The sequence below is a fragment of the Diaphorobacter oryzae DSM 22780 genome (genome assembly GCF_059568935.1).
Map to the genome: position 1 here is coordinate 64,636 of NZ_JCANUL010000002.1, position 18,700 is coordinate 83,335.

General features: G+C 68.5%; 16 protein-coding genes and 1 pseudogene. 12 read left to right on the top strand and 5 right to left on the bottom strand.

Going from position 1 to position 18,700, the window contains the following annotated elements; genetic code table 11:
* Positions 1 to 66 precede the first annotated feature (66 nt).
* The 4 genes from BP68_RS03575 to BP68_RS03590 are packed head-to-tail and all read left to right on the top strand — an operon-like array spanning position 67 to position 4,229.
* Positions 67 to 1,035: a Bug family tripartite tricarboxylate transporter substrate binding protein gene (locus BP68_RS03575; protein WP_496369203.1), complete on the top strand. Its 969-nt coding sequence runs from the start codon at positions 67 to 69 to the stop codon at positions 1,033 to 1,035.
* A 46-nt stretch (positions 1,036 to 1,081) separates the two neighbouring features.
* The gene (locus BP68_RS03580; protein WP_496369205.1) at positions 1,082 to 2,350 is read left to right on the top strand and encodes a D-amino acid dehydrogenase; all 1,269 of its coding nucleotides are present in this window, start codon (positions 1,082 to 1,084) and stop codon (positions 2,348 to 2,350) included.
* A 21-nt stretch (positions 2,351 to 2,371) separates the two neighbouring features.
* Positions 2,372 to 2,740, top strand: a complete 369-nt coding sequence (locus BP68_RS03585; protein WP_496369207.1) for a RidA family protein — start codon at positions 2,372 to 2,374, stop codon at positions 2,738 to 2,740.
* Positions 2,741 to 2,786: 46 nt separating this feature from the next.
* Positions 2,787 to 4,229, top strand: a complete 1,443-nt coding sequence (locus BP68_RS03590) for a M81 family metallopeptidase (protein ID WP_496369209.1) — start codon at positions 2,787 to 2,789, stop codon at positions 4,227 to 4,229.
* 121 nt (positions 4,230 to 4,350) lie between these two features.
* Here the strand turns inward: BP68_RS03590 and BP68_RS03595 are convergent, their stop codons facing one another.
* Together BP68_RS03595 and aptA are read right to left on the bottom strand one after the other, a co-directional pair.
* Complete coding sequence (locus tag BP68_RS03595) at positions 4,351 to 5,868, bottom strand: CoA-acylating methylmalonate-semialdehyde dehydrogenase (protein WP_496369211.1); 1,518 nt, start codon at positions 5,866 to 5,868, stop codon at positions 4,351 to 4,353.
* Positions 5,869 to 5,938: 70 nt separating this feature from the next.
* Entirely contained in the window at positions 5,939 to 7,294 is a 1,356-nt protein-coding gene (gene aptA, locus BP68_RS03600) for an omega-aminotransferase AptA (RefSeq protein WP_496369213.1), read from the bottom strand.
* Positions 7,295 to 7,393: 99 nt separating this feature from the next.
* On the opposite strand from aptA, the gene BP68_RS03605 reads away from it, so the two are divergent.
* Together BP68_RS03605 and BP68_RS03610 are read left to right on the top strand one after the other, a co-directional pair.
* On the top strand, positions 7,394 to 8,335 hold the full coding sequence (locus tag BP68_RS03605) for a LysR family transcriptional regulator (protein ID WP_496369215.1): 942 nt from the start codon (positions 7,394 to 7,396) through the stop codon (positions 8,333 to 8,335).
* Between the two features lie 110 nt (positions 8,336 to 8,445).
* A complete protein-coding gene (locus BP68_RS03610; RefSeq protein WP_496369218.1) occupies positions 8,446 to 8,751 on the top strand; it encodes a flagellar basal body protein in 306 nt (101 codons plus the stop codon).
* Between the two features lie 90 nt (positions 8,752 to 8,841).
* Here the strand turns inward: BP68_RS03610 and BP68_RS03615 are convergent, their stop codons facing one another.
* Positions 8,842 to 9,102, bottom strand: a complete 261-nt coding sequence (locus BP68_RS03615; protein ID WP_496369220.1) for a DUF2061 domain-containing protein — start codon at positions 9,100 to 9,102, stop codon at positions 8,842 to 8,844.
* Positions 9,103 to 9,290: 188 nt separating this feature from the next.
* Here BP68_RS03615 and BP68_RS03620 point away from each other — a divergent pair, with 188 nt between their 5' ends.
* The 6 genes from BP68_RS03620 (at position 9,291) to BP68_RS03645 (ending at position 16,060) form a co-directional block, all read left to right on the top strand.
* Positions 9,291 to 10,334 (top strand): SPFH domain-containing protein, encoded by a 1,044-nt coding sequence (locus BP68_RS03620; protein ID WP_496369222.1) that lies wholly within the window; start codon positions 9,291 to 9,293, stop codon positions 10,332 to 10,334.
* A 79-nt stretch (positions 10,335 to 10,413) separates the two neighbouring features.
* Positions 10,414 to 11,910, top strand: coding sequence for a DUF4178 domain-containing protein (locus BP68_RS03625; protein WP_496369224.1), 1,497 nt, complete (start codon positions 10,414 to 10,416; stop codon positions 11,908 to 11,910).
* A 37-nt stretch (positions 11,911 to 11,947) separates the two neighbouring features.
* Positions 11,948 to 12,169 carry a DUF350 domain-containing protein gene (locus BP68_RS03630; RefSeq protein ID WP_496369226.1) on the top strand — a complete coding sequence of 74 codons (222 nt, stop codon included), beginning with the start codon at positions 11,948 to 11,950 and terminating at the stop codon, positions 12,167 to 12,169.
* 111 nt (positions 12,170 to 12,280) lie between these two features.
* Positions 12,281 to 12,553 carry a VF530 family protein gene (locus tag BP68_RS03635; protein WP_496369228.1) on the top strand — a complete coding sequence of 91 codons (273 nt, stop codon included), beginning with the start codon at positions 12,281 to 12,283 and terminating at the stop codon, positions 12,551 to 12,553.
* Between the two features lie 93 nt (positions 12,554 to 12,646).
* Positions 12,647 to 14,182: a polyamine aminopropyltransferase gene (locus BP68_RS03640; protein ID WP_496369230.1), complete on the top strand. Its 1,536-nt coding sequence runs from the start codon at positions 12,647 to 12,649 to the stop codon at positions 14,180 to 14,182.
* A gap of 171 nt (positions 14,183 to 14,353) precedes the next feature.
* Positions 14,354 to 16,060 (top strand): NAD(P)-binding protein, encoded by a 1,707-nt coding sequence (locus tag BP68_RS03645; RefSeq protein ID WP_496369232.1) that lies wholly within the window; start codon positions 14,354 to 14,356, stop codon positions 16,058 to 16,060.
* A 78-nt stretch (positions 16,061 to 16,138) separates the two neighbouring features.
* Here BP68_RS03645 and BP68_RS03650 read toward each other — a convergent pair.
* Both BP68_RS03650 and ggt read right to left on the bottom strand, forming a co-directional pair.
* Positions 16,139 to 17,128, bottom strand: a pseudogene (locus BP68_RS03650) (alpha/beta hydrolase fold domain-containing protein); the annotation flags it as partial.
* The gene (gene ggt / locus BP68_RS03655) at positions 17,034 to 18,665 is read right to left on the bottom strand and encodes a gamma-glutamyltransferase (RefSeq protein ID WP_496369234.1); all 1,632 of its coding nucleotides are present in this window, start codon (positions 18,663 to 18,665) and stop codon (positions 17,034 to 17,036) included. The gene ggt and the pseudogene BP68_RS03650, both read right to left, overlap by 95 nt.
* Between the last annotated feature and the right edge of the window lie 35 nt (positions 18,666 to 18,700).

Sequence of the window (18,700 nt, forward strand, 5' to 3'; positions counted from 1 at the left end):
CTCTTTTCGATACTACGCGGTTTGTATGGACATATCGCGCGAAGCGATAGCGATGGAGGAATGACAATGAAGTTCTCGTTGACCCGCCGTGTGGCGATGGGTGCTGTTATCACAATGGCCTTCACGGCAGCGCACGCCCAGTGGCCTGATCGGCCGATCAAGATCGTTGTGCCGTCTGCCGCAGGCGGTGCACCGGACAACCTCACACGCTTGGTAAGCAATGAGCTTGCCAAGCGTCTGGGGCAATCCATCGTGATCGAAAACCGGCCTGGCGCCGCAGGCAACATCGGCATGCAGGCCGTGGCTACGGCGCCCGCGGATGGCTACACCATTGGCTATGGCAACAATGCCACGTTGACCACCAACGAATTCCTGTTTTCCAAGCTGCCCTATGACCCGCAGCGTCTCGAGCCCATCATCAACGTCTCCAAGACGGCCAGCCTGCTGGTGGTGAACAACAACCTGCCTTTCCGCTCGGTGCAGGAACTGATTGCATACGCCAAGCAGAACCCGGGCAAGATGATGTTCGCTTCGGGCGGCACGGGAACCTCGGGCCATATCGGTGCCGAGCTGTTCAAGCTCATGACGGGCATAGATGCCACCCATGTTCCCTATAAAGGAGCACCGCAGGCCCTCAATGACCTGATGGGCGGACAGGTCGACTTTCTCATTGACAACTACTCTTCCGCAGGCCCCCATGTGACGGCGGGCCGCGTGCGCGCGCTGGCGGTAACGGCGCTGGAGCGCACACCCCTGTTTCCCAATGTGCCCACGCTCGACGAAGCCGGCGTGAAAGGGTATGAAGTGACGGCTTGGGGTGGCTTCGTGGCACCTCAAGGAACTCCGCAGGAAGTCATCATGCGGCTCAACAAAGAGCTGAATGCCGTGCTGCAGGACAAGGAGATCCACGCCAAGCTCGTGAAGCTGGGCTCGACGGTGGGCGGCGGGAGCCCGGAAGACTTCCGCAACTTGATCAAGAGCGAGCGCGTGAAATGGGGTGAGCTGGTGCGCAAGACCGGTGCCAAGGTGGACTGAGCGGCGAGTGCGATCACCGCTGCCTGACCCCAGCAAGGACAAGTTCATGGACTTTTCGGACGCCTACTGGCGTGCAGCCGCCCCAGCTGTCTCGGCACCGTACCAGCATGTCACGGTCATAGGTGCCGGCATCGTCGGGTTGACAGCGGCCGCGGCCCTGGTGCGGTCGGGCCGCGCGGTCACCGTCATGGATGCTCACGGGGCCGTGGGGCAGGGCACCAGCCTCGCCAATGGCTGTCAGCTCTCGTACGGCTATGTGGCGCCGCTGGCTCAGCCGGGGCTGCTGGCCGAGTTGCCGCAGTTGCTGCTCGCCCGCCACGCCCCCCTCAAGATCGTGCCGCGCCTGCAGCCCGCGCAGTGGGCATGGATGCTGCGTTTCCTGCGCGCGTGTACGGCGTCGCAGGCCCGCAAGGGATCGCTGGAGCTGTTGGCCTTGGGTGCGCTCAGCCGCACCGAGACCGACTTGTGGCTGCAAGGGGCGGCGCCCGATGCACTGAGCTTCACGCAAAGCGGCAAATTGGTGGTGCTGCCCGATGCGGGTGCTTTCCGGAAAGCGCAAGCCCAACTGGCGTTGCAAGCACCGCACGGCCCACCGCAGCAGGCGCTGTTGCCGGACGAATGCCTGCGTATCGAGCCCGCGCTTGAGCGCTTTCGCGAGCGCATGGCTGGCGCCATCTACACCCCCAGCGAATGCGCCGTGGACAGCCACGCGCTGTGCCAGAACCTGGAGGCGCGGTTGCGTGCGCGGGGCGTCCGGTTCGCGTTGGGTACGCGTGTACTCGGATTTCGCCAGTCGCATGGGCGTGTCACGCATTTGCAAACCGACGCAGGCGAGCGCGAGGTGGATGGGGTTGCGCTGGCCACGGGGGCAGAGAGCGCAGCGGTGGCGCGGCAGTTGGGTTTCTCGGTGCCGGTGTATCCGCTCAAGGGCTATAGCATCACGGCGTCGATCCGCGACCCCGAGGCCGTGCCGCGCGCCAGTATCACGGATGCATCCAAGAAAGTGGTGTACGCCCGCGTCGGCCAGCGGCTGCGGGTGGCGGGTGTGGCAGAGATCCGTGGATACGATCGCCACATCGACGCAACGCGCATCAATGAGTTGCGCCAGCACACCCGGGAGGCTTTTGGCCATGCGGTCGACCTGGAGTCCGTGTCGGACTGGGTGGGCCTGCGCCCCGCGACGCCCACTTCGGTGCCCATCATCGCGCGGTCTCCGGTGCGCAATGTGTTTCTGAACATCGGCCACGGAGCCTTGGGGCTCACCCTGGCCTTTGGTTCTGCCCGTCAACTCGCCGAGTTGATGGATCAAGCTTGAGACTTCCCTGTGTTGAATGACATGACTTCCATCGTTCGTTACCCCAGCTCCAAACCCTTGCCACTGTCTTCCGCCGTCAAGGCCGGTGGCTTCCTTTTTCTCTCGGGCGTGCTGCCCGCGGATGCGCAAGGACGCCCCCTGCAATCGGACATCCGTACGGAAACCGCTGCCGTTCTGCGCAGCATTGAAGACGTTCTGCTCACGCACGGACTTTCGCGCAAGGATGTGGTGCGTGCCACGGTGTGGCTGGCAGACTTGGCCGATTTCGCGGACTTCAACGCCGTGTATGCGGATTTCTTCCAGCAGGATCTGCCGGCGCGATCGACGGTGCAGGCGGTGCTGAACCGCGGTGCAAAGATCGAGATCGAGGTCCAGGCCTGGGCCGGCTGATACGCCCCTGGACCCGTTCAGTTCCCCGAGACCCATAGGATCAGACATGCGTGTATTCAGCGCCGGCATCGGCACGGAGACCAATACCTTCTCGCCGCTGCCCACTGGGCTCGACGAGTTTCAGCAGGACGGCTACTTCCCAGCGGGCCAGCATCCAGAGCACATGACGCGCTATGCGGCGCCGATGTTCAAGGCCCGCGAGCGTGCCGCCCAGGAGGGCTGGACCGTGCTCGAAGGGCTGCACGCGCAGGCCCAGCCCGCCGGGCTGGTCACGCGGGAGGCGTACGAGTCGTTGCGCGACGAGCTGCTATCGGACCTGCAGAAGGTTCTGCCCGTGGACGTGGTGCTGCTGGGGCTGCACGGTGCCATGGTGGCCGACGGTTATGACGACTGCGAGGGTGACCTCATCACCCATGTGCGCCGGGTGGCCGGCGAGCGCGTCATCATCGGGTGCGAGCTGGACCCGCATGCCCACCTGAGCGAGGCCATGGTGACGGGAGCCGATGTGCTGGTGGCCTACAAGGAGTATCCGCATACCGACATCGAGGCGCGTGCGGTGGAGTTGGTCGACTTGTGCGCCCGTGCGTTCAAGGGTGAGATCAGGCCATGCGCGGCCATGGTGGACACGAACATGATCGTGCCCATCCATACATCGCGCAACCCCGGCCGTGCGTTTGTGGACCGGCTTCAGGCATTGGAGGGCCAGGGCGGCGTACTGTCCATTTCCGCCATCCAGGGCTTTGCCACAGGCGATGTGCCGGCCATGGGTACCAAGGTGCTGGTATACACCGATGGCGACGAGGGGGCGGCGCAGTCGCTGGCGCGCACATTGGCCGATGAGCTGATTGGCGTGCGTGACCAGTTGCGGGTGAACTATCTTGCGGTGGACGAGGCCATTGATGGCGCGCTGGCGGAAGGCGCCACACCGGTGGTGCTGGCTGACCGATCGGACAACCCCGGCAGCGGCGCTGCGGGAGACTCGACCTTCATCCTCCGCCGGCTCGTGGAGCGCCAGGTGAAGAACGTGGCGCTGGGGCCGCTGTGGGATCCGGTGGCCGTGCAGCTAGCGTTCTCGGCCGGCGTAGGCGCCCGCCTGCCGCTGCGCGTGGGCGGAAAGATCAGTGCCATGTCGGGAGATCCGTTGGATGCGGTGGTCACCGTCAATGCGCTGCGGCGCAACCACACCATGACCGGGCAGACGGGGGAGCAGGTGGTGGTGGGTGACAGCGCGCTGATCGACATCGATGGCATCGAGTGCGTGCTGATTTCGCGGCGCAGTCAGGCCTTCCACGTCGACGTCTTCACCGGGCTGGGCTGTGACCTTGCGAGCAAGCAGATCATCGTCGTGAAATCGGCGCAGCATTTCTACGCTTCCTTCTCCGCCGTCGCGTCGCGTGTGCTGTATGTGGGCGCACCGGGTTCCGCCACGCCGCGGCACGACCAACTGACCTACTACAAGGCGCAGTTCCCCAAGTGGCCCATTGCGTGATGACGGCGTGATAGTGTCGCCCCGCCTGATAGACACAGCACCACCTCCCTATCGGGAGGCGGTGCTGTAGTGTCCAAGGGCGGAGGGGCGGGCCGCTTGTGGCTGGCCTCACCTCACGAGTTCAGCGGCTGCTGGGGAAGCTGAACACGGCTCCCTCGCGCACGCCGGCCGACGGCCAGCGCTGGGTGATGGTCTTGCGCTTGGTGTAAAAGCGCACCGCGTCGGGGCCGTAGGCGTGCAGATCGCCGAACAGCGAACGCTTCCAGCCGCCGAACGAGTGGTAGGCCACGGGCACGGGCAGGGGCACGTTCACGCCCACCATGCCGACCTGGATGTGGTCGGTGAAATAGCGCGCGGCTTCGCCGTCGCGCGTGAAGATGCAGGTGCCGTTGCCGTATTCGTGGTCGTTGATGAGCTGCATGGCTTCCTGCAGCGTCTTCACGCGCACCACGCCGAGCACGGGGCCGAAGATTTCTTCCTGGTAGATCTTCATGCCGGGCTTGACGTGGTCGAACAGGCAGGCGCCCAGGAAGTAGCCTTCCTCATGGCCTGCCACCTTCACGCTGCGGCCATCGACCACCAGCGTGGCGCCCTCGGCCACGCCGCTGTCCACATAGGCCTTCACCTTCTCGAAGTGCGGCTTGGTGACGAGGGGGCCCATGTCATTGCTGTTGTCGGTGCCGGGACCGACCTTCATCTTGGCGATCTCGGTCTTCAGGCCCGCGATCACGGCGTCACCCACCGCGTCGCCCACAGCGACCAGCAGCGGGATGGCCATGCAGCGCTCGCCGCAGCTGCCGTAGGCTGCGCCCATCAGCGCGCTCACGGCGTTGTCCACATCGGCGTCGGGCATCAGCACGGCGTGGTTCTTGGCGCCGCCCAGGGCCTGCACGCGCTTGCCGTGCTTGCAGCCTTCGGCGTAGATGTATTCGGCGATGGGGGTGGAACCGACAAAGCTCACGGCCTTCACGCGCGGGTCTTGCAGCAGGGTGTCCACGGCCAGCTTGTCGCCGTTGACCACGTTCAGCACGCCGGGCGGCAGGCCCGCCTCCAGCGCGAGCTGGGCGATGAACAGGGTGGACGAGGGATCGCGCTCGGAGGGCTTGAGCACAAAGGTGTTGCCACAGGCCACGGCCATGGGCCACATCCACAGCGGCACCATGGCCGGGAAGTTGAAGGGCGTGATGCCGGCGGTGACACCCAGGGCCTGGAACTCGGACCACGAATCGATGCTGGGGCCCACGTTGCGGCTGTGCTCGCCCTTGAGCAGCTCGGGCGCGTAGCTGGCGTATTCCACGTTCTCGATGCCGCGCTGCAGCTCGCCGTGCGCGTCGGCCAGCACCTTGCCGTGCTCGGCGGTGATCATGGCGGCGATCTTGTCGGCGTTTTCTTCGAGCAGCACTTTCAGTTTGCTCATCACGCGGGCGCGCTTGAGCGGCGGGGTGTTGCGCCAGGCGGGGAAGGCGGCCTCGGCCGAGGCAATCGCGGCCTCCACCGTGGCCTGGCTGGCCAGGGCCACGCTGGTGGTCGATTGGCCGGTGGCGGGGTTGAACACCGGCTGGGTGCGTTCGGTGTCGGCGACGATCTTGCCGTCGATCAGGTGGCCGATGGTTGAGGTGACGTTCTTGTCGTGGTGCATGGCAAATTTCAAATAAAAAGTGCCACCAGCGCTTATTTGTCAAGCGCTGGCAGCTATCAAAACAGGAGCTTCAGGCGGTTTCCATCAGGGCGTCGCCCAGGGCGCTGACCAGGCGGTCGATCTCGGCCTCGGTGCTGATGAAGGGCGGCGCGAGCTGGATGGTGTCGCCACCATAGCGCACGTAAAAGCCCTTGTCCCAGCACTTCATGGCGATCTCGTAGGGGCGGCGCGCCGGCTCGCCCGGCAGCGCGGCGATGGTGAAGCCCGCGGCCAGGCCGTAGTTGCGAATGTCGGCCACATGCTTGGCGCCCTTGAGGCCGTGCACGGCCTTTTCGAAGTAGGGGGCCAGGGCCTTCACGCGGCCGGGCATGTCCTCGTTTTGCAGGAGGTCCAGCACCGCGTTGCCAGCCGCACAGGCCACCGGGTGGGCCGAGTAGGTGTAGCCGTGCGCGAACTCCAGCATGTAATCGGGCCCGCCCGCGGCCATGAAGGTGTCGTAGATCTCCTGGGTGGCGATGCAGCCGCCCAGCGGCTGGGCGCCGTTGGTCACCTGCTTGGCGAAGTTCATGATGTCGGGCGTCACGCCGAAGGCCTCGGCGCCGGTCCAGGTGCCGCAGCGGCCAAAGCCGGTGATGACCTCGTCAAAAATCAGCAGGATGTTGTTCTGCGTGCAGATCTCGCGGATGCGTTCCAGGTAACCCTTGGGCGGAATCACCACGCCGGCCGAGCCGCTGAACGGCTCCACGATCACGGCGGCGATGTTGCTCGCGTCATGCAGGGCGATCACGTCCAGCAGCTTGTCGGCCAGCGCGCGGCCGTCGATGTCGGGCATGCCCTGGTAGAACGAGCCCATGGGCGGCTGCGTGTGCGGAATGTGGTCGGCCTCGATCCCCTGGCCGAACAGCTTGCGGTTGCCGCCGATGCCGCCCACCGAGATGCCACCGTAGTTCACGCCGTGGTAGCCCTTCTCGCGGCCGATCAGGCGCGTCTTGCCCGCCTGGCCCTTGGCGCGCCAGTAGGCGCGCGCCATCTTCAGCGAGGTGTCGGCCGCCTCGGAGCCCGAGCCGGTGAAGAACACATAGTCCAGGCCGTCGGGCGTCAGGTCCTTGAGGCGGTTGGCCAGCGCGAACGATGCCGGATGGCCAAACTGGAACGCCGGCGCGTAGTCCAGCTGGGCGGCCGCCTTGCCGATGGCCTGCGCCACCTCGGTGCGGCCATGGCCCAGGCCCGAGCACCACAGGCCCGACAGGCCGTCGAAGATCTTGCGGCCTTCCGCGTCGGTGTAGTAGGCGCCCTGGCCGCTGACGATCATGCGCGGCTTGGCCTTGAAGTTGCGGTTAGCGGTGAACGGCATCCAGTGCGCGTCCAGCCAGGCGGCGTCCATGCGCGGGGCGGTGGTGGTGTCGTCGATCACGGCAAAAGACATGGAGGTCTCCAGGAAAGTGGTGCACGCATTGTTGGCGGCCGCCATAATCCGTTGAAGCAACAAATATCCACGTTCACTTGCCTGTTTATGCAAGTATCCATGCCCGCCCCTCTGCCCTCCCGCCCGCGTGCCCTGCTGGGCCAGCTGTCCGACATGGACCTGCGCCTGCTGCAGGTCTTCAAGGCCGTGGTGGAGTGCGGCGGCATGGCCGCGGCCGAGCTGGAGCTGAACATCGGCACCAGCACCGTCAGCCGCCATGTGAAGGACCTGGAAACCCGCCTGGGCCTCACGCTGTGCCGGCGCGGGCGCGCGGGCTTTGCGCTCACGCCCGAGGGCCAGCGCGTCTATGAAGAGACGCTGCGCCTGCTGGCCTCGGTGCGCAGCTTTCTGGGCAGCATCGACGACATCCACGCGCGCATGGGCGGGCAGCTGGCCGTGGCGGTGTTCGACAAGACCGCCAGCAACCCGGCCGCGCGCATCGGCGACGCCATCGCCGCCTTCACCGCGCAGGCGCCGCATGTGCAGCTGCAGCTGCATGTGGGCTCGATCAACGCCATCGAGCGCGGCGTGATCGACGGCAGCTACCAGGTGGGCATCATTCCCGCGCACCGCAGCTCGCAGAGCCTGGTCTACACCGACCTGTTCGGCGAAACCATGCTGCTGTACTGCGGCGCGGGCCACCCGCTGTTCGGCGCGCCCCATGACGGGCTGGACTGGGACGCGGTGCGCGCCTACCCGTTCGCGGGGCTGGGCTACCACTCGCCCAACATGGCGCTGAGCCACGAGGCGCGCCTGACGCGCAGCGCCACGGGCTTCGACCAGGAATCCATCGCCACGCTGGTGCTGTCGGGCCGGTTCCTGGGCTTTCTGCCCGACCATTACGCCGAGGCCTTCGAGCGCCAGGGCCGCATGCGCGCCGTGCGGCCCGAGGCGTTCCGCTACGACTGCCGCTTCGTGGGCCTGGTGCGCCGCTCGCCCGAGCCCAGCCGCGCGGCGCAGCTGTTCGAGCGCTGCCTGGAGCAGGCGCATGCCAGTGTTTGAGCCAAAATGGCCTGCAGCGCTTATATATCAAGCGTTAATGGCTATCAAAATAATAGTATTTGGGCGCACCGATTCAAGCCACGCCGCGCCGCGCCGATAACCAGGGAACCATGAGCGCACTCGCCACCATCGCCCGATCCGGCCTGCAGGCCGCGCAGCTGCGCCTGGACAGCAGCGCCCACAACGTGGCCAACCTGAACACGCCGGGCTTTCGGCGCCAGACGGTGGAGCTGCAGACCGCCCCGGCGCCGGGCGGCGTGCAGGCGCGGCTGGCAGAGCCCGCCCCAGAGCCTGGCGTGGCGCTGGAGGCCGAGGCCGTGGAGCAGATGGCCGCCACTTACGCCTTCCGGGCCAACCTGCTGGTGCTGCGCCGCGCCGACGAGATGGCCGGCACGCTGCTGGACGCCTGGGGCTGACGGGCCTGCCGCCGCCGCGCCGCGCGTCAGTGCGCGCGGGCCAGGCCGGCCAGCCGCTGCGCCAGCCACTGGGCGAAGCCGGGCGGGGGATCAGGCAGCGTGCGCATGGGCGACCTGTGCGGTGGCCGGGGCCTGGCGGCGCTGCAGCGCGCGCGCCCAGGCCTTCTCATGAAAGAAGAAGGCGAAGGCCTGCACCGTGGGCTCCAGCAGGCTCAGCGTCAGCGAGGCGACCAGGTTGCCCGTGACGGCATAGGCCACCAGGGCGGCCACGCAGACGTGGATCACGTAGTAGCTGCCGGTCTTGGCCAGCGTGGGCAGGTTGTGGCGGGCGGCGGCGCGGATGCGGGACATGGCGTTCTCCTTCGATGGCATGTGATGAATGCTAGTCGTTCGCATTCGCAAGGGCCAATTGGTCGTCGCTAATCCGCAGATAGGAACTATTGCGGCGCCGCCATGTGCCGCCATGCGTCGCCGCTATGATGGCCGCTCTCTTTTCTCCGCCTTCTTCATCCACTTCAGACGCGAACGGGAGCGCACGCATGGCCCTCATGGACTTCATCAAGAAGCAGTTCATCGACATCCTCCAGTGGACCGAGGAGGGCGACGGCACGCTCGCCTGGCGCTTTCCCATGGAGGGCATGGAAATCCAGAACGGCGGCACGCTGGTGGTGCGCGAGTCGCAGATGGCCGTGTTCGTCAACGAAGGCCAGGTGGCCGACGTGTTCGGCCCCGGCACCTACAAGCTGACCACGCAGACCCTGCCGGTGCTGACCTACCTGAAGAACTGGGACAAGCTGTTCCAGTCGCCGTTCAAGAGCGACGTGTACTTCTTCAGCACGCGCCAGCAGGTGGACCAGAAATGGGGCACGCCCCAGCCCATCACCATCCGCGACCAGGACTTTGGCGCCGTGCGCCTGCGCGCGTTCGGCAACTACGCCTACCGCGTGGCCGATCCCAAGCTGTTCCACACCGAGATCTCGGGCACGCGCGCGTCCTACCCCGCCGCCGACCTGGAGGGCCAGCTGCGTGGCCTGGTGCTGCAAAACATCAGCAACGCCATCGCCGGCAGCGGCCTGCCCTTCCTGGACCTGGCGGCCAACCAGGTGATGTTTGCCGACGCCCTGGCCAAGGAGCTGCAGCCCGCCTTCGCCAAGATCGGCCTGCAGCTTGAGTCCATGACGGTGCAGAACGTCTCTCTGCCCGAGGAACTGCAGAAGGTGCTGGACCAGAAGATCGGCATGGGCATGGTCGGCAACGACATGGGCCGCTTCATGCAGTACCAGACGGCGCAGGCCATTCCGAAGTTCGCCGAAGGCGCAGGCAATGGCGGCGGCGGCGTGGCGGGCGACGCCATGGGCCTGGGCGCCGGCGTGGCCTTGGGTCAGGTGCTGGCGCAGAACCTGCAGCAGGGCCTGCAGGGCGGCGCTGCCCAGGCGGCCCCGGCTGCGGCTGCGCCTGTGGGCGTGAAGCCCGAGGAGGTCATGGCCACGCTGGAAAAGCTGGCCGACCTCAAGGCCAAGGGCATCCTGACCCAGGAAGAGTTCGACGCCAAGAAGACCGAGCTGCTCAAGAAGCTCGTTTGACGCCGAAAACATCAAAAATAATAGCTGCTAGCGCTTGATACATAAGCGCTAGAGGCCAGAAACACTCCAAACATACCGCATGGCCGACAGCGGCACCCAGCGTACCTACCGCGCGCCCTGCCCGGGTTGCGGCGCGCCGGTCGAATTCAAGAGCGCCCAGTCCACCCACGCCATCTGCCCTTACTGCCAGAGCGCGGTGGTGCGCAGCGGCGAGGTGCTGCAGCGCGTGGGCAAGATGGCCGAGGTCTTCGACGACCACAGCCCGCTGCGGCTCATGGCCAGCGGCCGCATCGCGGAGGACGGCCAGGAGCTGCCGTTCACGCTGATCGGGCGCCTGCAGTTCCAGGGCGACGCCGGCGGCTGGGCCGAGTGGACCGCCTTCCTGCAGGACGGCAGCACCGCCACGCTGAGCGAGGACAACGGCGCCTACGTCTTCACGCGCGCGGCCAGCATGGGCCGCGAGCTGCCCGCGGCCGAGCGCTTTCGCGTCGGCATGACCACGGCCGTGGGCGGCAAGCCCTTCAGCGTGGCGGCCAACGTGCGCGCGCAGCTGGTGGCGGCCGAGGGCGAGCTGCCCCAGCTCCCCCCGCTGGGCACGCCCTTCCAGGTGGTGGAGCTACGCGCCGACGACGGCGAGGTGCTCTCCATCGACTACGGCCACCAGCCGCCCCAGGTGCAGCGCGGCCGCGCCGTGCGCCTGGAAGAGCTGGCGATGCAGGGGCTCAAGGACGAGTCCGCCAAGGAAGAAAAGGGCCGCCAGTTCAACTGCCCCCGCTGCGGCGCGCCCGTGCCGGTCGCACTGGACAGCACCAAGAGCTGCACCTGCCCCTCGTGCAACAGCCTGATCGACCTGAGCAGCGGCCTGGGTGGCGAGTTGCGCCACGCCGCGCAGCACGAGCCCGTGCAGCCGCTGATCCCGCTGGGCAGCGTGGGGCAGTTCGAGGGCGCGTCCTGGCAGGTCGTGGGCTTTCAGCACCGCACCGGCGTGGAGCCCGGCGACGACGAGCATTTCGGCTGGGAAGAATACCTGCTCTACCACCGCAAGCGCGGCTTCCTCTTCCTGGTGGACGCCAGCGACGGCTGGAGCCTGGTGCGCCCCACCACCGGCGCGCCGCAGCACAAGCCGGGCGCGCAGGCCGCGCAGTACCTGGGGCGGACCTACCGCCTCACGTCCAGCTACCAGGCCGAGACCAACTACGTGGCCGGCGAGTTCTACTGGCCCGTGGAGCGTGGCCAGAAGACCAGCAACAGCGACTTTGCCGCCGTGGACGGCAAGGGCCTGCTGTCGCGCGAGCAGTCGCGCAGCGAGGTCACCTGGTCGCACGGCAGCCGCATCGAAAGCGCCGCCGTGGCCCAGGCCTTCAAGCTGGGCGACAAGGCGGCGCTGTTTCGCCGGCAGGACGCGGGGCCCGTCGCCGTGGGCTCCGGCATCGGCTGCGGCATGCTGATCCTGATCCTCATCGTGCTGATCATCCTGCTGGTGCTCATGAGCAACTGCTCGGGCTCCTCGGGCGGGTATTACCGCAGCTCGGGCGGCTCGTTCGGCGGCTACACCACGGGCGGCGGCCACAAGTGATACACCTAACTTTCAACCCTTCCAAGGAGCAAACGCCATGATGGGAATCGAATGGCTCCGGCCCGCGGCCTTCCTCGGGTCCATCCTCTACGCGCTGATCGGCGTGGTCATCTTCTGGCTGTGCTTCTGGCTGATCGACAAGATCACCCCCGCCGACCTGTGGGCCGAGATCGTGGAAAAACAAAACAAGGCCCTGGCCATGGTGGTGGCCGCCATGTGCTTAGGGATCAGCCTCATCGTGGCGGCGGCGATCCACTGAGGCGCGCGGTCGCCAGACTTTGTCTCTCCCTTGCTGGACCCAACCCCTTCCGACCTCCGCCACACCCAGCTCCCCCGCCGGATCTCCGGCCGCCTTTGCAGTGGCCATGCCATGACCTCACCGACTCCACCCGCTCCACCCGCCCAGCCCCGCAATCCCCTGCATGGCCTCACCCTGGAGGCCATCGTCACGGCGCTGGCGGCGCACTATGGCTGGGAGGAACTGGGCCGGCGCATTCCGGTGCGTTGCTTCACCAGCGATCCCAGCGTGTCGTCCAGCCTGAAGTTCCTGCGCAAGACGCCGTGGGCGCGCGAGAAGGTGGAGGGGCTGTACCTGTTCATGCTGCGGGACCAGCGGCGCGGGCAAAAGCAGCCAGGTGCATAGCCATTACCGCAGGCATCCAGAAGACGTGGACATGAAGGGGCCGCAGCACATCATGAAGAAGACCGCCCACGCGCTGCCCCAGGAGTGGGTGGCGTGACGGATACCGACCAGCCGGTGGACCGGGCGCCTCGCCCCATCGACGTGGCCCTGCTCGCCAGCGTCTTCGTCATCGCCGCCTGCGGGCTGCTGTACGAGCTGGCGGCGGGGGCGCTGGCGTCCTATGTGCTGGGCGACTCGGTGCTGCAGTTCTCCACCATCATCGGCACCTACCTGTTCGCCATGGGCGTGGGCTCGTGGCTGTCGCGCTATTTCGAGCGGCAGCTGCCGGCGCATTTCCTGCGCATCGAGCTGCTGGTGGCGCTGGTGGGCGGCGCGCTGCCGGCCGTGCTGTTCCTGGCCAATGCCTATGTGCCCAGCGCGTTCCGCGTGCTGCTGTACGGCATGGTGATGCTGGTGGGCACCTTCGTCGGGCTGGAGATTCCGCTGGTCATGCGCATCCTGAAGCGCAACGTGCAGCTCAAGGACCTGGTCTCGCAGGTGCTGACCTTCGACTACCTGGGCGCGCTGGCCGTGTCCATGGCGTTTCCGCTGCTGCTGGTGCCGCAGCTGGGGCTGGTGCGCACGGGGCTGCTGTTCGGCTTCATGAATGCGGCCGTGGCCGTGTGGGCGCTGTGGCTGTTCCGGCATGAGCTGCGGCGGTTTCGGGCGCATGCGCTGGCCTGCGCGGCGGTGCTGGGCATTTTGCTGGCGGGGCTGCTGGGCGCGGAGCACATCACGCGCTTCGCCGAGGACAAGTTCTACCAGGACCGCATCGTGCTCAGCAGCGCCTCGCCCTACCAGCGCATCGTGGTGACGCATGGGCGCGCGGGGCACCGCCTGTACCTGAACGGCAACCTGCAGTTCGCGCAGCAGGACGAGTACCGCTACCACGAGGCCCTGGTGCACCCGGTGATGGCCGCGCACGGCGCGCCCAAGCGCGTGGCCGTGCTGGGCGGCGGCGACGGCATGGCCGTGCGCGAGGTGCTCAAGTACCCGTCGGTCGAATCGGTCACGCTGGTGGAGCTGGACCCGGCGATGACGCGGCTCTTCGGCGAGCACCCCACGCTGCGCCGCCTGAACGGCGAGGCACTGGCCAGCCCGAAGCTCACCATCGTCAACACCGATGCCTTCCAGTGGCTGCAGCAGGGCGCCGACACCTTCGACGTCATCATCGTGGACTTCCCCGACCCGACCAACTTCGCCATCGGCAAGCTCTACACCAACAGCTTCTACGCGCTGCTGGACCAGCGCCTGGCCGCCAGCGGCTATGCCGTGGTGCAGACCACCTCGCCGCTGGTGGCGCGCAAGAGCTTCTGGACGGTGGTGGGCACCATCGAGTCCGTGGGCCTGCAGGCGCGGCCCTACCACGCGCATGTGCCCAGCTTCGGCGAATGGGGCTTCGTCATCGCCAGCCGCCGGCCCTGGCGCCAGCCCGCCGAGCTGCCCGCGGGGCTGCGCTTTCTGTCGGCGCCGTCGCTGGCGCTGCTGTTTGACTTTCCTGCGGACATGGCGCGCCTGCCAACCGAGGTGAACCGCCTGTCCAACCAGGTGCTGGTGCACACCTACGAGCAGGAGTGGGGAAAACATTGAGACACCCCCCTGAGCCGCTGCGCGTCTTCCCCCCGCTCTCGCAGCGCTGCGCGCTGCGGGCAGGGGGACGCCGCCGGTGCGGCGGGGCGGCCCTTGCACGGTGGCCGCTGGCCTGGGTCGCACCAGTATCGGCAGCTGCTGGCGGTGCCTCGCCTGGCGGATACTGACGCCATGCAGCGCCGCCAATTCCTTGCCACCGCTACCGCCGCTGCCAGCGCCCTTGCGGGCTGCGACAGGCCCGCGCCCGACCTGCTGGGCGGCTACGCCGGCATCGACTTGGAGCGCGGCCACGCGCTGCGCGACCGGCTGGCCCGGGGTGCCGCCTACGCGCCGGACATCGTGCGCCGCACGCAGGTGGTGATCGCCGGCGGCGGCGTGGCGGGCCTGGCCGCGGCGCGCGCGCTGCGCCTGGCGGGCGTGCAGGACTTCCAGTGCATGGAGCTGGAGGACCAGGCGGGCGGCAACAGCCGCGCGGGCCGCGTGAACGGCATTGCCTGCCCGTTGGGCGCGCATTACCTGCCCGTGCCCGGCGACGACGCGCGCGAGGTGCAGGACCTGCTTGAGGAACTGGGCCTGCGCCGGCGCGAGGCCGGGCGCTGGCGCTACGGCGGCGAGGGCGGGCGCCACCTGGCCCACAGCCCGCAGGAGCGGCTGTTCTTCCAGGGCCACTGGCAGGAGGGCCTGCTGCCCGTGCAGGGCGTGGGCGAGGACACGCTGGCCCAGTACCGGCGCTTCGCCGGGCGCGTGGCAGAACTCGCGCGCGCCGCGCGCTTTGCCATGCCCGCGCTCAAGGGATGGATGCAAAACAGGCCTCTGACGTCCGTCCATCAAGCGCTGGATGCTATTACTTTTGATGCATGGCTGGTGCAGGAGGGGCTGGATGACGCGCACCTGCGCTGGTACCTGGACTACTGCTGCCGCGACGACTACGGCGCCGGCACGGCGCGCGTGTCGGCCTGGGCCGGCATCCACTACTTCGCCAGCCGCCACGGCTTTCACGCGCCGGGCGCCGAGGGCGAGGCTGGCGGTGACGAGCGCGAGGGCGTGCTGACCTGGGCCGAGGGCAACGGCTGGATCACCCAGCGCCTGGCCGCGCCCCTGGCCGAGGGCGGCCAGCTGCGCACCGGCGCCAGCGTGCTGCGCATTGCCGAGACGCGCCGCGGCGTGGAGGTGGACGTGTACCACCATGCCACGGACAGCATCGAGCGCTGGCAGGCGCGCCGCTGCATCGTGGCGCTGCCCGTGTACATGGCCGCGCGCGTGGTGCAGCCCGCGCCCGACTTCCTGGCCCAGGCGGCGCGCCGCCTGCACTGGGCGCCCTGGCTGGTGGCCAACATCCACATAGCCGCGCCCCTGGCCGACCGCGAGGGCGCCGCGCCCGCGTGGGACAGCGTGCTCTACGCCGACCCGGTGCCCGGCGGCCTGGGCTACGTGCACGCCGGCCACCAGCGCCTGGACCCGCGCGCCGCCGTCACCGGCCCCACGGTGCTCACCTACTACCAGGCCCTGGGCGACCTGCCCGATGCGCGCCGCCAGCTGGCCGAGCAGCCCTGGACGCACTGGCGCGGCACCATCCTGGCGGCCCTGTCCGTGCCCCACCCCGACCTGCCCCAGCGCGCCACGCGCATGGAGATCACGCGCTACGGCCACGCCATGTCCATCCCCGTGCCGGGGCTGCAGGCATTTTTAAGCCAAATTGGCCTCTCGGGCTTTTCTGGTAAGCGCTACCAGCTATCAAATGGGGAGCGTGTTGCCGTGCCACCCACGCCGGGCACCCCGCGCCTGCTGTTCGCGCACGCGGACTGGTCGGGCTACTCGGTGTTCGAGGAGGCCTTCACGCGCGGGCACGCGGCCGGCACGCTGGCTGCCGCCCGCTGAGCCGGCGCCCCCGCGGCGGGCAGCCAGTCCGCCAGCGCCGCGCCCCTCGGGCACGGGCAGCAGGGGCCAGTCATGGACCATCTGCGGCGCATGCCAGGCCTGCACCGGGGTGCCGGCGGCCCGCAGGCGCGCGGCCAGGGCCTGGCCCCCGGGCGCCAGAATGTCCCGCCCCGCCGTCAGCACGAAGGTGGGGGGCAGTCCCGCCAGCGGCCCGCGCAGCGGGCTCACCCGCGGGTCGGACAGGGGCGCCGCACCCGCGTACATGCGCGCCGCCGCCTCGACGCCGGCGGGCATGAGCAGGGGGTCATGGGGCGCGATGGCGGCCACCTCGGGCACCGCCAGGGTCCAGTCCACCGCGGGCGTGATGAGCAGCAGGCGCGTTGGCGCCGCGACCTCGCCCCCGCGCAGCGACTGGGCCAGCGCCAGCGCCAGGCCGGAGCCGGCGGAGTCGCCGCCCAGGACCACGGGGCGGCCCTCGCGGGCCAGCGCCGCGTACAGCCGCTGCGCCCAGGGCAGCGTGTACTCGCAGGCATGCTCGGGCGCCAGGGGGTACAGGGGCACCACGGCCTCGCAGCCGGTCCGCGTGACCAGTTCGGCCACCAGGCGCCAGTGGTGGGAGGTGATGGGGTAGACATAGCCCCCGCCATGCAGGTACAGCAGAAGGGCCCCGCCGTTGGCGCGGCTGGCGCGGCGCGGGCGCAGCCGCAGCACGCGGTGCCCTTCGAAGGCCGATTCCTCCACATGCAGCGTGCGGCGCAACCACCATCCCGGCAGTGGGGGGCCCTGGCGGCGTGCGGCCGCAACGCCCGCGCGCACCGCGGCTTCGGAGGCAAACAGGGTGCGGCGGCGGCTCAGTCGCAGCCAGGCCACCACCAAACGATAAGGCAGGCTCATGCCCCAGTGTGGCAGGGCCGCCCCGGGGCGATGTCCCGTGTTTTCACCCAGGCCCGGGCTGTCCGGGCCCGGGGCGCGTTCACTGCGCCGCGCCGGCCCGCAGCTTGTAGGCCACGCCATCGCGGCCCGGGTCGGCGCCGCCATGCAGGCCATCGGGCTGCACCTGCACGCCATGCACCCAGGCGATGGTGTAGTTGTAGGGGTTGCGGCCGATGGTGTAGCCCTGCGCCTCCAGCGCGCGCGTGGTGTGGCGCGGGATGCGGTTGCACACGTCGATGGCGTTGCTGGTGGAGGAAAAGCGCGGCGCCGACACGGCGGCCTGCATCTCCATGCCGTGGTCGATCACGTTCAGCAGCACCTGCAGCACGCCCATGGCGATCTGCGTGCCGCCGGGCGCGCCCAGCACCACGTCCAGCGCGCCGTCCTTGAAGGTCATGGTGGGGCAGGACGAGGTGAAGCGGCTCTTGCCCGGCTGGATGCTGCCCGCGCGGCCCGGGCGCGGGTCGAACACGCCCATGCAGCCGTTGTAGAGAAAGCCCATTCCTGGCGTGATGATGCCCGAGGGCATGGCCAGCGAATGCGTCATGGACACGGCGTTGCCGTCGGCATCGACCACGCTCAGGTGCGTGGTGTCGCGAGGCACGGGGGCGCCGGGGTTCACGCGCTCCACGCTGAAGCGCTGGCCCGCGCGGATCTGCGCGGCCACCTCGCGCGCCATGTCCTTGGACAGCAGCTGAGCCAAAGGCACGTCGAAGAACTTGGGGTCGCCGATGTGGCGGTCCTTGTCCGTGGTGGCCTTCTTCATGGCCTCGCACACCAGGCGGATGTATTCGGGGCTGTTGTGCTCCAGGGCGCCCAGGTCGAAATGCTCCAGGATGTTGAGCATCTCCAGCAGCATGGCGCCGCCGCCCGGTGGCTGGTTGGTGGTGACGGTGCGGTCGCGGTAGCTGCCCACCAGCGGCGCGTTGCGCTGCACCTGGTAGCGGGCCAGGTCGTCCAGGGTGATCAGCGCGCCCAGCGACTGCAGGTGGGCCACCATCTGCTGCGCCAGGTCGCCGTGGTAGAACGGGTGCGAGCCTTCCTCCGCGATCTGGCGCAGCACGCGGGCCATGCCCTCGTTGCGCAGCGGCGTGCCGATGGCCTTGGGGCGGCCGTCGGGGCGGCAGTAGAGCTGGCGGCTGTCCTCGCAGTACTGCAGGCGCTCCAGGTTGCCCACGCGGCCCATGGTGGGCTCGTCGATCCAGAAGGCGTGCATGCCGGGGCGCACGAAGAAGCCGTCGGCCGCCCAGCGGACGGCCGGCTCCACCACCTGCTTCCAGGGCAGGCGGCCGTGCGCCTGGTGCATGGCCTCCAGGCCCTTGAGCGTGGCGGGCGTGCCGATGGACTGCGGGCCGATGTCGTTCACGCGGCCCTTGAGGATGAAGCCGAAGCCGTCCTTGGTCTCGCCCTCCAGCAGGTGTTCCCACATGTCCTCGCGCGCGGCCAGCGGCGCGGGCGAGTGGAAGTCGAAATACTCGTGCACCTGCCGGCCGGGCAGGTACACCGCGGCGGTGCCGAAGCCGGCGATGCCGCACATCAGCGGGTCGACCACGGTCTGGGCCAGCGCGGTGGCCACGGCGGCGTCCACCGCGTTGCCGCCGGCGCGCAGGATCTCGATCCCGGATTCGGCGGCCTCGGGCTGGGCGCAGACCACCATTGCTTCTTGTGTCATGGCTGATAAGGAAAAAGCCCCGTGCGGCGCCCGGG